The organism is Streptomyces sediminimaris (genome assembly GCF_047049295.1).
In the GTDB taxonomy this organism is placed as follows: Bacteria; Actinomycetota; Actinomycetes; order Streptomycetales; family Streptomycetaceae; genus Streptomyces; species Streptomyces sediminimaris.
Genome location: NZ_JBJWOT010000001.1, coordinates 3,551,882 through 3,565,520, shown reverse-complemented (window position 1 = coordinate 3,565,520; position 13,639 = coordinate 3,551,882). Strand labels below are relative to the sequence as shown.

The window sequence follows — 13,639 nt, the reverse complement described above, 5'->3', positions numbered from 1 at the left end:
AATTCCTTCCCGGATGCCAGGGCCGTATGCGGCGCCCGCCGCGCGGCCCCCGGCGCCGGGTTCCCCCCTGGACGAGCTTCAACACTGCAAGGAGCCGCACCTGTGAGCAGTGCCGACGACCAGACCACGACGACCAGCGAGCTGCGTGCCGACATCCGCCGGCTCGGAGACCTCCTCGGCGAGACCCTCGTCCGGCAGGAGGGCCCCGAACTCCTCGAACTGGTCGAGAAGGTCCGCCGCCTCACGCGCGAGGACGGAGAGGCCGCCGCCGAACTGCTGCGCGGCACCGAACTGCAGACCGCGGCCAAGCTGGTCCGCGCGTTCTCCACCTACTTCCACCTGGCCAACGTCACCGAGCAGGTCCACCGCGGCCGCGAACTGCGCGAACGCCGCGCCGCCGAGGGCGGACTGCTCGCCCGCACCGCCGACCGGCTCAAGGACGCCGACCCCGAACACCTGCGCCAGACCGTCCGGCACCTCAACGTCCGGCCCGTCTTCACGGCGCACCCCACCGAGGCCGCACGCCGCTCGGTCCTCAACAAGCTCCGGCGCATCGCGGCGCTCCTGGAGACCCCCGTCATCGAGTCCGACCGCCGCCGCCACGACACCCGACTGGCGGAGAACATCGACCTCGTCTGGCAGACCGACGAACTGCGCGTCGTGCGCCCCGAACCCGCCGACGAGGCCCGCAACGCCATCTACTACCTCGACGAACTGCACGCCGGCGCCGTCGGCGACGTCCTGGAGGACCTGACCGCCGAGCTGGCGCGCGTCGGCGTCAAGCTCCCCGACGACTCCCGCCCCCTCACCTTCGGCACCTGGATCGGCGGCGACCGCGACGGCAACCCGAACGTCACCCCCCAGGTCACCTGGGACGTGCTGATCCTCCAGCACGAGCACGGCATCAACGACGCCCTCGACCTGATCGACGAGCTGCGCGGCTTCCTGTCGAACTCCATCCGCTACACCGGCGCCACCCAGGAACTCCTGGACTCCCTCCAGGCCGACCTCGACCGGCTGCCCGGCATCAGCCCGCGCTACAAGCGCCTCAACGCCGAGGAGCCCTACCGCCTCAAGGCCACCTGCATCCGGCAGAAGCTGGAGAACACCAAGCAGCGCCTGGCCAACGGCACCCCCCACCAGGCCGGCCGCGACTACCTCGGCACCGGCGAGCTGCTGCAGGACCTCACCCTGATCCAGAGCTCCCTCAGGGAACACCGCGGCGACCTCTTCGCCGACGGCCGCATGAACCGCACCATCCGCACCCTGGCCGCCTTCGGCCTCCAGCTCGCCACCATGGACGTACGCGAGCACGCCGACGCCCACCACCACGCCCTCGGCCAGCTCTTCGACCGCCTCGGCGAGGAGTCCTGGCGCTACACCGACATGCCCCGCGAGTACCGGGCCAGACTCCTCGCCAAGGAACTGCGCTCCCGCAGGCCCCTCGCGCCCACCCCCGCACCCGTGGACGCGGCCGGCGAGAAGACCATCGGCGTCTTCCAGACCGTCAAGCGGGCCCTGGACGTCTTCGGGCCCGAGGTCGTCGAGTCCTACATCATCTCCATGTGCCAGGGCGCCGACGACGTGTTCGCCGCGGCCGTCCTCGCCCGCGAGGCGGGCCTGCTCGACCTGCACGCCGGCTGGGCGAAGATCGGCATCGTGCCGCTGCTGGAGACCACCGACGAACTCAAGGCCGCCGACACGATCCTGGAGGACATGCTCTCCGACCCCTCCTACCGGCGCCTCGTCGCACTCAGGGGCGACGTCCAGGAGGTCATGCTCGGCTACTCCGACTCCTCCAAGTTCGGCGGCATCACCACCTCCCAGTGGGAGATCCACCGCGCCCAGCGCCGGCTGCGCGACGTCGCCCACCGCTACGGCGTCCGGCTGCGCCTCTTCCACGGCCGCGGCGGCACCGTCGGCCGCGGCGGCGGCCCCTCCCACGACGCCATCCTCGCCCAGCCCTGGGGCACCCTCGAGGGCGAGATCAAGGTCACCGAACAGGGCGAGGTCATCTCCGACAAGTACCTCGTGCCCTCCCTGGCCCGGGAGAACCTCGAACTCACCGTCGCGGCGACCCTCCAGGCATCCGCCCTGCACACCGCCCCGCGCCAGTCCGTCGAGGCCCTCGCCCGCTGGGACGCCGCCATGGACGTCGTCTCCGACGCCGCCCACGCCGCCTACCGCAGGCTCGTCGAGGACCCCGACCTGCCGACGTACTTCCTCCTCTCCACGCCGGTCGACCAGCTCGCCGACCTGCACCTGGGCTCGCGGCCCTCCCGCCGCCCCGGCTCCGGTGTCTCGCTCGACGGACTGCGCGCCATCCCCTGGGTGTTCGGCTGGACCCAGTCCCGGCAGATCGTGCCCGGCTGGTTCGGCGTCGGCTCCGGCCTGAAGGCGCTGCGCGAGGCCGGCCTGGACACGGTGCTCGACGAGATGCACGAACAGTGGCACTTCTTCCGCAACTTCATCTCCAACGTCGAGATGACGCTCGCCAAGACCGACCTGCGGATCGCCGCGCACTACGTCGACACCCTCGTACCGGAGGAGCTCAAGCACGTCTTCGACACCATCAGGGCCGAGCACGAGCTGACCGTGCGCGAAGTCCTGAAGGTGACCGGGGAGAAGGAACTGCTCGACGCCCAGCCCGTGCTCAAGCAGACCTTCGCCATCCGCGACGCCTACCTGGACCCGATCTCCTACCTCCAGGTGACACTCCTCAAGCGCCAGCGCGACGCGGCCGCCGCGGGCGAGGAACCCGACCCGCTGCTCTCCCGCGCCCTGCTGCTGACCGTCAACGGCGTGGCGGCCGGCCTGCGCAACACCGGCTGACACCCCGCACACAACAAGGGTGCCCCCGAGCTCCGTACGGGCTCGGGGGCACCCCTCTTTATTCCGTGGACCTCTTCCGCGGACCCTGACTCCGGCGCCTCAGGCCCGGCGCCGCCGGGCCACCAGGTAGCCGCCGCCCGCCACCAGCGCGGCCGCCAGGCCGGACAGCAGACCCACGGGCGCGCCGTTGCCGGTCTCGGCGAGGTTGCCGGAACCGCTGCCGCCCTGCGCGGACGGCGACGAGGAGGCCGCCGGCACCGCACCGGCCGACCCGCTCGGGGACGCCGCGGGCGACGAGCTCCCCGCGGCCGGCGAGGACGACTCCGAGCCCGGCGTGGAAGCGGACGCGGACGCCGTGGGCGTCGTACCGCCACCGCCCTGCGAGTCCGCGCAGTCCGTCCAGAAGACCTTGTGCTTCGCGGCGCCCTTCTCACCGTCGAAGTTCCAGAACAGCTTGTAGTGCCCGTCGGGCAGCGACAGGTCGTTCGTGCGGCCGTGACCGGTGTCGTCGAGCGTGATGGCGCCGGTCTTCACCGTCTCGCCCTTGGTGTGCGCGGTCGGGGCCCAGGCCTCGATGTGCCAGTCGACCTGCTGGACGCCGTCGAAGCCGAAGGCGTCGAGGTAGAACGTGCAGACGTGCGGCTCGTTGCGACGCAGCTCCTTGCCGGTCTTCGCGTCGTGGATCTTCACGGTGCCGTTGTCACCGGGGCGCGCGGCAACGGGTGCGGCGTGAGCGGCGACCGGGGCGCTGAGCAGCGCGGCCGCGGCGACGGCGGACAGAGCGCCGACGCGGGAAAGGATACGCATGGGGCAAATCCATCTTCGAGTTACGGACGGGAAGATGTGGAGGGGGCGGCTCAGCATCCAGCCGCCATTGACCCAAGGTCAAGCACGAACGGACAACGGTCCCTTCCTCCACGGACGTGGAGCACGGAGAAAACCGTCAGACGGTGACGAACGCCGCCGTCAGCAGCGCGACTCCCAGCCCCGCCATCGCCCACGCCACCCGCGTCCGCCGCAGCCCGCCCGCCACGACCACCGACGCCAGCAGCAGCGCCCCGCCCATCGGCACCCACGCGTACAGCACCCCCGCCGGACCCGAGCGCACGACTTCACGCCCGCCCGGCTTCACCACCACCGCGTACGTCCGCCCCTTGCGCACCGCGACCGACTTCCCGATGACGACCCGGTCCGGTCCGGGCGAACCCGCCGAGGCGGGCGTGAAGGGACCGGTGCAGGTGTCCTGACCGCACCGCGTCACCTCGATCGTGCCCCGCTCCCGTCCCTTGGTGAGCATCACGTACGGAGCCGTCCGCCACGACGCCCACACCCCCGCGACCAGGATCAGCGCCGCGACCGTACCCATCGCCGCGAGCCGCCCGAACCGCAGCGCGGCCACCGAGGCCCGGCGGGAGACCTGACGCGAGGAACTGGCTGTGGCAGGCATGGCCGGGATCATTGGCCATGGCCCTGCGAGCGGTCAACTCGCATGGGCGACAAGTCAGGAGTTGTACGAGCTCTGCGCCGGCTCCAGCCCCTCGGTCACCAGAGCCTCCACCGCATCCGCCGCCCGGTCCACGAAGTAGTCCAGCTCCTTGCGCTCCCCGGCCGAGAAGTCCCGCAGCACGAAATCCGCCACCTGCATGCGCCCCGGAGGCCGCCCGATCCCGAACCGCACCCGGTGATAGTCCGCACCCATCGCCTTCGTCATCGACTTCAGACCGTTGTGCCCGTTGTCCCCGCCACCGAGCTTCAGCCGCAGCGTCCCGTAGTCGATGTCCAGCTCGTCGTGCACGGCCACGACACGGGCCACCGGGACCTTGTAGAACTCCCGCAGCGCGTTCACCGGACCGCCCGACAGGTTCATGTACGACATCGGCTTGGCGAGCACCACCCGGCGGCCCGCCGGACCCGGCGGACCGATGCGCCCCTCCACGACCTGCGCCTGCGCCCTGCCCGCCCGCTTGAACCTCCCCCCGATCCGCCCGGCCAGCAGATCGGCCACCATGAAGCCGACGTTGTGCCGGTTCATGGCGTACTCGGCTCCTGGATTGCCGAGGCCCACGATCAGCCACGGGGCATTGGCATCGGTAGTCACGTCCATGTCTCCTTGATGCGCGCCAGCCGCTGCCCCGAACGGGAACAGCGGCTGACCGAACGACGAAAGCGAGGATCAGGCCTCGGCGGCCTCTCCCTCGGCCTCCTCGCCCTCGCCGGCCTCCTCGGCCTGCGCGGACAGCACCTGCAGGACCACCGTGTCGTCCTCGACGGCCAGCTTGGTGCCGGCAGGCAGCGGGATGTCCTTGGCCAGGACGGAGTCACCGGCCTGCAGTCCCTCGATGGAGACGGTGACCGACTCGGGGATGTGCGTGGCCTCGGCCTCGACCGGCAGCGCGTTCAGCACGTGCTCCAGCAGGTTGCCGCCCGGCGCCAGCTCGCCCTCGGTGTGGACGTAGATCTCGACGGTGACCGTCTCACCGCGCGTGACCAGCTGCAGGTCCACGTGCTCCAGGAAACCCTTGATCGGGTCACGCTGGACCGACTTCGGGATGGCCAGCTCGTTCGTCTTGCCGTCGATGTCCAGGGAGATCAGGACGTTCGGCGTGCGCAGCGCCAGCAGCAGGTCGTGACCCGGCAGGGTCAGGTGCAGCGGGTCGGAACCGTGGCCGTACAGCACACCGGGAACCTTGTCGTCACGGCGGATACGGCGCGCCGCACCCTTGCCGAACTCGGTGCGGGTCTCGGCGGCCAGCTTCACTTCGGACATGAGCACTCCTCGTGGATTCAGGAACGGACGTGGTCACCCGGCCACGAACGGCCTGCTACGAAGAGCGCGTCGATAACGGACCGCCGTACCCCGCGGAAAACGGGTACGGCCTCCCTCGCCGAGCAACCCGGGCAGTCTACTCGGAGAGGGAGGCCGCACCCAAAAGGATCTTCCCTGCGCGGAACCCCTGTGCGAACCCCCGCGCGGAATCCCTGTGCAGAACCCTTACTGCAGCTCGGTTCCTACTGCTCGTCGAACAGACTCGTCACCGAGCCGTCCTCGAACACCTCACGCACCGCACTCGCGATCGTCGGCGCGATCGACAACACCGTGATCTTGTCCAGATCCAGCTCACCCGGCGTCGGCAGCGTGTTCGTGAACACGAACTCACTCACCTTCGAATTCTTCAACCGGTCCGCCGCCGGACCCGACAGCACACCATGCGTCGCCGTCACGATCACATCCTCCGCACCATGCGCGAACAACGCGTCCGCCGCGGCGCAGATCGTGCCACCCGTGTCGATCATGTCGTCGACCAGGACACACACCCGGCCCTTCACCTCACCGACCACCTCGTGCACGGTGACCTGATTGGCGATGTCCTTGTCCCGGCGCTTGTGCACGATCGCCAGCGGCGCACCCAGACGATCACACCAGCGGTCCGCGACCCGCACCCGGCCCGCGTCCGGCGACACCACCGTCAACTTGTCCCGATCGACCTTCTTGCCCACATAGTCCGCCAGCAACGGCAACGCGAACAGATGATCCACCGGACCGTCGAAGAAACCCTGGATCTGATCCGTGTGCAGATCCACCGTCAGGATCCGGTCCGCACCCGCCGTCTTCATCAGATCCGCGATCAGACGCGCCGAAATCGGTTCACGACCACGGTGCTTCTTGTCCTGCCGCGCGTAACCGTAGAACGGCACGATCACCGTGATGGAACGGGCCGACGCACGCTTCAACGCGTCGATCATGATCAACTGCTCCATGATCCACTTGTTGATCGGCGCCGTATGGCTCTGGATCAGGAAACAGTCCGCACCACGCGCCGACTCCTGATAACGCACATAGATCTCACCGTTGGCGAAGTCGAAGGCCTTCGTCGGGACAACCCCGACACCCAGCTGGTGGGCGACCTCCTCGGCAAGCTCGGGGTGGGCGCGGCCGGAGAAGAACATCATCTTCTTCTCGCCGGTCGTCTTGATCCCGGTCACAGCACTGTCTCCTCAGAGGTGTCTCAGCTGGGGGCGATGCGAGGTGTCTCAGCTGGTGGCGGTACGGCTGTCTGCAGATATCACGGTACGCCGTGTTTGACGCACCCGAATCCGGTCAGCCCTCACCCTCACCCTGCCGGGAAGCCACCTCGGCCGCCTTCGCCGCCGCACTCCCCGGACGCTTACGAGCCACCCAACCCTCGATATTCCGCTGCTGACCACGGGCCACAGCCAGCGAACCGGGCGGCACATCCTTCGTGATCACGGACCCCGCCGCGGTGTACGCGCCGTCCCCGACCGTGACAGGAGCCACAAACATGTTGTCCGAACCCGTACGGCAATGCGACCCCACCGTCGTGTGGTGCTTCTCCTGCCCGTCGTAGTTCACGAACACGCTGGCAGCCCCGATATTCGTGTACTCGCCGATCGTCGCATCCCCCACGTACGACAGATGCGGAACCTTCGTCCCCTCACCGATCGACGCGTTCTTCGTCTCGACGTACGTACCGATCTTGCCCCGCGCACCCAGCCGGGTACCCGGCCGCAGATACGCGTACGGCCCCACCGTCGCCCCCGGCCCGACCTCGGCCCCATCGGCCACCGTGTTGTCCACACGAGCGCCGGCCCCCACCCGGGTGTCCTTCAGACGGCTGTTGGGACCCACCTCCGCACCCTCACCCAGATGCGTGACACCGTGCAACTGCGTACCCGGATGAACCACCACATCCCGCTCGAACGTGACCGCCACATCGACCCACGTCGTCGCCGGATCGATCACCGTCACACCCGCGAGCATGGCGTGAGTGAGCAACCGGTCGTTCAGAATCCGCCGCGCCTCACTCAGCTGCACCCGATTGTTGATCCCCGCGATCTCCCGGTGATCGCCGGCCACGGACGCCCCCACACGGTGACCGGCCTCCCGCAGGATCCCCAGGACATCGGTCAGATACTCCTCACCCTGACTGTTGTCGGTCCGCACCTTCTTCAACGCATCCGCCAGCAACTGCCCGTCGAAGGCGAACACACCCGAATTGATCTCACGGATGGCACGCTGCGCCTCGGTCGCGTCCTTGTGTTCGACGATCTCGGTGACCGCACCCGTACCCTCGTCGCGCACGACGCGGCCGTAACCGGTGGCATCCGGCACCTCCGCACTCAGCACGGTCACGGCGTTGCCGTCCGCGGTGTGCGTCTCGGCCAGCCCGCGCAGAGTCTCGCCCGTCAGCAGAGGCGTGTCGCCACACACGACGACCACCGTCCCGTCGACGCCCCCGCCGAGTCCCTCCAGGGCGATCCGCACCGCGTGACCGGTGCCGTTCTGCTCCGCCTGCACCGCGGTGCGCACGGCCGGGTCGATCTCGGCGAGGTGGGCCCCGACCTTCTCGCGCGCGTGCCCGACCACCACGACCAGGTGCTCGGGCTCCAACTCACGCGCGGCGGCGAGCACATGCCCCACGAGGCTGCGTCCGCAGAGCTCGTGGAGGACCTTGGGTGTGGCCGATTTCATACGGGTGCCCTCACCCGCTGCGAGAACGACGACGGCTGCCGGGCGAATGGCGCTCACGGGGTTGCCCTTCGGCTGTGGACGGGTGGGGACATCCGCAGGATACCGGGGCGTTTCGTGGGGGGATGTGGGAGCGGGCCCTGACTGTGGGGTCAGGGCCCGAACCGAGCAGCTCCGCCAGCTGGATTCGAACCAGCACTACAGGGCTTCAAAGGCCCGCGGGCTACCAGTTACCCCATGGCGGATGGCTGCGTCAGACCTTACCTGAGACGCGCGGAAGCCTGATCCGCCATGCCCTTCCACCAACCTTCAATCTGGCGGTACAGCTCGGCTCCCTGCGATACGCGGATTACCAGGCAGCCGCGGTAGTTGTCCCCGACGTTCTTGCGCACTGTCTTGGGGTTGTGCTTCTTGATGGTCGTCTTCTGGAAGGCTGAGGCATCGACGCCTACTAGGTCGGCCCAGTATCGTACCGCCCCCTCCACGTCCGCAGTCAGGTGGATCATCACGCGGTACGACAGGCGCTCCCGAGCTACACCGAGAAGGCCGAGCCAAGCCAGATAGAGCTGAATCACGGTGGGGTCGCTGTTGACGAAGAGGACGTTCTCCCGACGGGCGTACGGTTTGTCCTTGGTGCCCTCGGACCAATACAGGGCGATACCCAACATGAGCAGATCGCGGTCGGACATCTCGCCGATCTGCTCCGCTGCGGCCGCCTTGGTTTTCTGGCGCTCTTCCTCCCGGATCGCCAGCTCGTGTTCCCACCTCTTGCGGGCCGCAAGCTTCGCCTGCTCCGACGGGTCCCGCCGTTCCGGCTTCGGTAGATCCCGTACCCACAGCGAGATCGAACTCTTGGAGCATCCCAGCTCGACCTGGATGCGGTCGTAGGTCCAGCCTTGCAGCCGCAACTCCCGTGCCTTCTCGCGCAGGTCGTCCTTCGCGTTTGGGCGCTTCGTCCAGTTCGGGGGCGGTTCGCCTTCCAGGAGGCGGTTGAGGATGTCGTTGTTGTCGATGTGCAGGCGGTCGCGGATCTGGCGGCGGCTGAGTCCGGCACGTCGCAGTGCGACCGCCCGTTCCCGCAGTGCCTCGAAGTCGGCGTACCTGCCGTGTGAATGTGCCATGGGCATACCGTCCGGGGGGAATGATCCGTTCCGGGATCGAACGGTGTGCGATTCAGCAGTTCGAGGGAAAGTGGGCGGTTTCGTGCGCGTTCGGTTACGGAGTGTGGTCTAAACCCGTCGCGGAAACTCACCGGAAAACGGGGCGGCGGCGCCCGTAGGCTGGAGGCATGACCACGACGGGGGAAGAGCACGCCACGGGCCGGAAGGGGCCGTGGTGGTGGGCCAGGTGGCGCAGCGCGGCGCTGGATGTGGGCCTGGCGGTGGCCTCCGCGCTGGAGTGTGCGTTCGAGGGGGTGCGGTTCGCGCGGGACGCGGGGATCCCGGTGGCCGCGGGGGTGGTTTTCGGGGTGCTGGCCGGTTCGGCGCTGGTCGTGCGGCGGCAGTGGCCGATCGCCGTCGTGCTGGTGTCGATCGCGATCACTCCGGCCCAGATGGGTTATCTGATGGGCGTGGTCGGTCTGTACACGCTGGCGGCGTCCGAGTTGCCGCGGCGGATCATCGCCTCGCTCGCGGGGATGTCGCTGGTCGGCATGCTGATCGTGATGTTCGTGCGGGTGCGGCAGGACATGGCGCGGGGGACGTGGGACCTGGGGGACTGGTTCGTGCCGTTCGCGGCGATCACGACGGCGATCGGGATGACGGCTCCGCCGTTGCTGCTCGGGTTGTACGTGGGTGCGCGGCGCCGGCTGATGGAGAGTCTGCGGGAGCGGGCGGACAGTCTCGAGCGTGAGTTGCAGTTGCTCGCCGAGCGGGCGGAGGAGCGGGCCGAGTGGGCGCGGGGTGAGGAGCGGACGCGGATCGCGCGGGAGATGCACGACGTGGTGGCGCATCGGGTGAGTCTGATGGTGGTGCATGCGGCTGCGTTGCAGGCCGTTGCCCGCAAGGATCCGGAGAAGGCGGTGAAGAACGCGGCTCTGGTGGGGGACATGGGGCGGCAGGCGCTGACGGAGTTGCGGGAGATGCTCGGGGTGCTGCGCAGTGGTGGTGAGGTGCGGCGCGGCGAGCAGGGGGTGCCGTTGGCGGCGGTGGGGGTCGCGGCGGCGGTGGCGGCGGAGCGTGCCGTCGATGAGGGGGAGGGGCCGAGTCTGTCCGAGTTGGAGGAGTTGGTCGGGCAGTCGGCGGCGGCGGGGATGGTGGTGCATCTGTCGGTCGAGGGGGATGCGCGTGCGTATGCGGCGGAGGTCGAGCAGACGGCGTTCCGTGTGGTGCAGGAGGCGTTGACGAACGTCCACAAGCACGCGGCGGGGGCGAAGACGCATGTGCGGTTGGCGCACCGGGTGTCGGAGATCGCGATGCAGGTGGAGAACGAGCCGCCGCCGGAGGTGTCTTCGGCGTCGTCGGCGCGGTTGCCGTCGGGAGGCAATGGCCTGGTGGGGATGAAGGAGCGGGTGACGGCGCTGGGGGGCGTGTTCGTGTCGGGGCCGACGGACGCGGGGGGTTTCCGGGTGTCGGCGGTGATTCCGGCGGTGTAGTGCTGCGGGCCCCTGGGGGAGGGCCGTGTTCAGCCTGCGGTGAGCCGTACGGGTTCGATGCCCGTGACGAGGCCGGTGAGGGCTTGGTCGATGTCGGGGCCGAGGTACCAGTCGCCGGTGTGGTCGAGGGCGTAGACGCGGCCCTGGGCGTCGACGGCGAGGAGGGACTGGTGGTCGGTCTCGGTGCCGAGGGGGCTGACGTCGGTGTCGAGGGCGCGGCCGAGGTCGGCGAGGGTGCGGGCCATGTGGAGGCCGTGCAGGGGGTCGATGTGGAGGGTTGTGGGGGCGACCTGGCGGCCGGGCCCGGTGGGTGTGATGTGGAGGCCGCCGAACTCGGCCCAGGCTTCGACGGCGGCGGGGAAGACGGCGTGGCGGTGGCCTGCGGGTGAGGTGTGGTCGCGCAGGGTGTCGGCCCAGATCTCGGCCTGCTTTATGTCCCAGCGTCCGGGTTGCCAGCCGGCGGCGCGCAGGGTGGCGTCGACGGGTGCGGGGAAGCGGGACGGGGTTCCTCCGGGTCGGGGGGAGCCGAGGCTGGGGGTGTCGGTGCGGTCGGGGTGCATCTGCCCTTCGATCGTCGAGTTGCTGTGGTGGTGCGGGGCCCGGGCGGTGGTGGCCGGTGGCCGGGGCGGTCCGTGTCCTGAGGGCCGGGGCGGCCCTGTGTTCTGAGGGCCGGGGCGCTCGTGGGTGCTGACCGGTGGCCGGGGTGGCGGGCCTGTGTTCTGGTGGCTCGTGTCAGGGGGGTCAGCCGTCTGCCGCCGCGGGGTCGACGACGCGGACGCCGAAGTGGGCGCTGAGCGCGGTGCAGGCGCGGCAGGGGGTGGCGAAGCCGCCGTGCAGGGGGTCGCCGTCCTCGCGGATCCGCCGGGTGGTGAGTTTGGCCTGCTTGAGGGCCTTGCGGGCCTCGCCGTTGGTCATGGGCTTGCGGGCGGCGCGCTTGCTGCGGGCGGCGTCGGCGGAGGCTATGTGGCGGGAGATGAGGATGGTCTCGGCGCAGCGGCCGGTGAAGCGGTCGCGTTGGGCGCTGGTGAGGGTGTCGAGGAAGTCCTGGACGAGGGGGTGCAGGGGTGGTGGCTGGTCGCCGCGGGCGGCGGTGCCGGTGAGGGTGGCGCCGCGCACGGAGAGTGCGGCGGCGACGGTGGGGAGTATGCCGTCGCGTCTGTGGCGGAGGGTGGGGGCGTGGGGGGTGTCGGTGGCGCTCCAGCCGATGCGGGGGTCGCCGGAGGTGCCGGTGTGCGGTGCGGTGTCCGGTCCCGTCTGCGTCACGTTCATGGTCGTCATTCCCTCCCGAGCTTCCCCCGGACGTCACAGAGTGCCAAACGCCGTGGCTGGTGCGGAAGCTGGGGCAGTGCGACACGCCAGGGTTTGGGCGGGCTGTCACGGCGGGGTGACGGCTGGTCACGGAAGCGGAGGGCGGCTGACCGGGGCCCGGTGACCGGTGCGGTCGTACCGCATAGGCTGTCGGCACCGTGGTCCGTGCGGTCGGTGCGTGGTGACACACGCGGTGGCGCGTGGTGACGGGCGCGGTGAGGGTCGAGACGCCAAGTCGAGACGGACGAGACAGGTGATACGGGGCGTGGTGGGCGGTGCGGAGCCGGCTGCCGCGGGTCGTACCAGAGTGCCGCAGGGGGCAACCGCCATGACGACAGGTCGGCTCGGGCTGGGGGCGCCTCCCGGCCGCCAGGCCGGGGGACAAGCCGTGCCGCCGAACGCGGCCTACGCCGGGCAGGTCGTGCATTTCCCGGATCCGGTGCGGGCCGCACGTCACCCGAGAGGGGTACGTGTCGACGAGCGGGGTTATCCCTCTTTCTCGGCCTACGCCCGTGCGGCGGCGGAGATCGCGGAGCCGCCGGAGGGTTTCGGGGTCGACGAGTTGCGGCTGACGGACTACGTGTCGGCGAACGCGGCGCTGGCGGCGACGGGTCACGAGTTGTGGGACACGGTGCCCGCGGTGGCGACGCCGCACGGCTGGACGTGGCATCACGTGGTGGGTTCGCGGCGGCTCGAGCTGGTGCCGGTCGAGGTGAAGGCGCTGCTGCGGCACCACGGCGGGATAGCGACGTCCGGCGTCGACCAGGGCAAGCGCGGTACACGGCCGTTGCAGGAGACGCGGCCGGCGCATTTCGGGCTGCCGAAGTCGGGGGTGGCGGTGACGGAGGCTCAGGTGCAGCAGGTCGAGGAGGATCTCGGCTACCGGTTGCCGGGTGCCTACCGTTCGTTCTTGAAGGCGGCGGGTGGCTGTGCTCCGGTGGGCGCGGCGCTCGACGCCGAGTTGGGGCTGCTGATCGACCAGCCGTTCTTCACGGTGCGGGAGGAGGCGGCGGTGAACGACCTGGTCTACGTCAACAAGTGTCTGCGTGACCATCTGACCAAGGATTATCTGGGTGTCGGTTTCGTCCAGGGCGGTCTGCTCGCGGTGAAGGTGAAGGGGGAGCGGGCCGGCTCGGTGTGGTTCTGTGCCTACGACGACGTCCGGGACTGCGATCCCTCGTGGGCGCCGGCGGAGCGTGTGGAGCGGCTGCTGCTGCCGTGCGGTGAGGACTTCGACCGGTTCCTGTCGCGGCTGGCGGGTGATCCGCCGGAGCTGGAGACGGTGGCGAATCTGATGGTCGACGGCGGTTTCGCGCGTGCCGTCCCGGTGTCGTCGGATTCCTCGGTGCCGGGTTCGTCGGCTTCCGGTTCGTCGGCTTCCGGTTCTTCGGTGTCCGGTTCTTCGGTGGGGGAGTGAG

At 69.7% G+C, this 13,639-nt stretch carries 12 protein-coding genes and 1 tRNA gene; 3 read left to right on the top strand and 10 right to left on the bottom strand.

Annotated features, from left to right (window positions below; genetic code table 11):
• The first annotated feature begins 102 nt into the window (after window positions 1-102).
• Window positions 103-2,832, top strand: a complete 2,730-nt coding sequence (ppc, locus tag ACJ9NR_RS16405; RefSeq protein WP_412488298.1) for a phosphoenolpyruvate carboxylase — start codon at window positions 103-105, stop codon at window positions 2,830-2,832.
• Window positions 2,833-2,931: 99 nt separating this feature from the next.
• On the opposite strand, the gene ACJ9NR_RS16400 is transcribed toward ppc, so the two are convergent.
• The 8 genes from ACJ9NR_RS16400 to ACJ9NR_RS16365 all read right to left on the bottom strand — a co-directional run bounded on the left by ACJ9NR_RS16400 (window position 2,932) and on the right by ACJ9NR_RS16365 (window position 9,441).
• Window positions 2,932-3,639 (bottom strand): LPXTG cell wall anchor domain-containing protein, encoded by a 708-nt coding sequence (locus tag ACJ9NR_RS16400; RefSeq protein ID WP_412488297.1) that lies wholly within the window; start codon window positions 3,637-3,639, stop codon window positions 2,932-2,934.
• A 136-nt stretch (window positions 3,640-3,775) separates the two neighbouring features.
• The gene (locus ACJ9NR_RS16395; protein ID WP_412488296.1) at window positions 3,776-4,291 is read right to left on the bottom strand and encodes a hypothetical protein; all 516 of its coding nucleotides are present in this window, start codon (window positions 4,289-4,291) and stop codon (window positions 3,776-3,778) included.
• A gap of 42 nt (window positions 4,292-4,333) precedes the next feature.
• Window positions 4,334-4,936 (bottom strand): aminoacyl-tRNA hydrolase, encoded by a 603-nt coding sequence (pth, locus tag ACJ9NR_RS16390; protein WP_412488295.1) that lies wholly within the window; start codon window positions 4,934-4,936, stop codon window positions 4,334-4,336.
• A gap of 69 nt (window positions 4,937-5,005) precedes the next feature.
• On the bottom strand, window positions 5,006-5,599 hold the full coding sequence (locus tag ACJ9NR_RS16385) for a 50S ribosomal protein L25/general stress protein Ctc (RefSeq protein ID WP_412488294.1): 594 nt from the start codon (window positions 5,597-5,599) through the stop codon (window positions 5,006-5,008).
• A gap of 242 nt (window positions 5,600-5,841) precedes the next feature.
• Window positions 5,842-6,816: a ribose-phosphate diphosphokinase gene (locus tag ACJ9NR_RS16380; RefSeq protein WP_412488293.1), complete on the bottom strand. Its 975-nt coding sequence runs from the start codon at window positions 6,814-6,816 to the stop codon at window positions 5,842-5,844.
• 115 nt (window positions 6,817-6,931) lie between these two features.
• Window positions 6,932-8,380 carry a bifunctional UDP-N-acetylglucosamine diphosphorylase/glucosamine-1-phosphate N-acetyltransferase GlmU gene (gene glmU / locus ACJ9NR_RS16375; RefSeq protein ID WP_412488292.1) on the bottom strand — a complete coding sequence of 483 codons (1,449 nt, stop codon included), beginning with the start codon at window positions 8,378-8,380 and terminating at the stop codon, window positions 6,932-6,934.
• 112 nt (window positions 8,381-8,492) lie between these two features.
• Window positions 8,493-8,565, bottom strand: a tRNA-Gln gene (locus tag ACJ9NR_RS16370).
• Window positions 8,566-8,580: 15 nt separating this feature from the next.
• A complete protein-coding gene (locus ACJ9NR_RS16365; RefSeq protein ID WP_412488291.1) occupies window positions 8,581-9,441 on the bottom strand; it encodes a hypothetical protein in 861 nt (286 codons plus the stop codon).
• Between the two features lie 167 nt (window positions 9,442-9,608).
• Between ACJ9NR_RS16365 and ACJ9NR_RS16360 the strand changes: the two genes are divergently transcribed.
• Window positions 9,609-10,913, top strand: a complete 1,305-nt coding sequence (locus ACJ9NR_RS16360) for a sensor histidine kinase (protein ID WP_412488290.1) — start codon at window positions 9,609-9,611, stop codon at window positions 10,911-10,913.
• A gap of 29 nt (window positions 10,914-10,942) precedes the next feature.
• Here ACJ9NR_RS16360 and ACJ9NR_RS16355 read toward each other — a convergent pair whose 3' ends face one another.
• Together ACJ9NR_RS16355 and ACJ9NR_RS16350 are read right to left on the bottom strand one after the other, a co-directional pair.
• The gene (locus ACJ9NR_RS16355) at window positions 10,943-11,473 is read right to left on the bottom strand and encodes an SUKH-3 domain-containing protein (protein ID WP_412488289.1); all 531 of its coding nucleotides are present in this window, start codon (window positions 11,471-11,473) and stop codon (window positions 10,943-10,945) included.
• Window positions 11,474-11,654: 181 nt separating this feature from the next.
• Complete coding sequence (locus tag ACJ9NR_RS16350; protein WP_412488288.1) at window positions 11,655-12,191, bottom strand: YwqJ-related putative deaminase; 537 nt, start codon at window positions 12,189-12,191, stop codon at window positions 11,655-11,657.
• A 358-nt stretch (window positions 12,192-12,549) separates the two neighbouring features.
• Here ACJ9NR_RS16350 and ACJ9NR_RS16345 point away from each other — a divergent pair, with 358 nt between their 5' ends.
• Window positions 12,550-13,638 (top strand): SMI1/KNR4 family protein, encoded by a 1,089-nt coding sequence (locus tag ACJ9NR_RS16345; protein WP_412488854.1) that lies wholly within the window; start codon window positions 12,550-12,552, stop codon window positions 13,636-13,638.
• Window position 13,639: the final 1 nt, after the last annotated feature.

Bases quoted from the DNA above. Each gene is read 5' to 3' on its own strand.
- ACJ9NR_RS16355 (WP_412488289.1), bottom strand. From the start codon at position 11,473: ATGCACCCCGACCGCACCGACACCCCCAGCCTCGGCTCCCCCCGACCC.
- ACJ9NR_RS16385 (WP_412488294.1), bottom strand. From the start codon at position 5,599: ATGTCCGAAGTGAAGCTGGCCGCCGAGACCCGCACCGAGTTCGGCAAG.
- ACJ9NR_RS16345 (WP_412488854.1), top strand. From the start codon at position 12,550: ATGACGACAGGTCGGCTCGGGCTGGGGGCGCCTCCCGGCCGCCAGGCC.
- ACJ9NR_RS16365 (WP_412488291.1), bottom strand. From the start codon at position 9,441: ATGGCACATTCACACGGCAGGTACGCCGACTTCGAGGCACTGCGGGAA.
- ACJ9NR_RS16400 (WP_412488297.1), bottom strand. From the start codon at position 3,639: ATGCGTATCCTTTCCCGCGTCGGCGCTCTGTCCGCCGTCGCCGCGGCC.
- ACJ9NR_RS16350 (WP_412488288.1), bottom strand. From the start codon at position 12,191: ATGACGACCATGAACGTGACGCAGACGGGACCGGACACCGCACCGCAC.
- ACJ9NR_RS16360 (WP_412488290.1), top strand. From the start codon at position 9,609: ATGACCACGACGGGGGAAGAGCACGCCACGGGCCGGAAGGGGCCGTGG.
- pth (WP_412488295.1), bottom strand. From the start codon at position 4,936: ATGGACGTGACTACCGATGCCAATGCCCCGTGGCTGATCGTGGGCCTC.
- ACJ9NR_RS16395 (WP_412488296.1), bottom strand. From the start codon at position 4,291: ATGATCCCGGCCATGCCTGCCACAGCCAGTTCCTCGCGTCAGGTCTCC.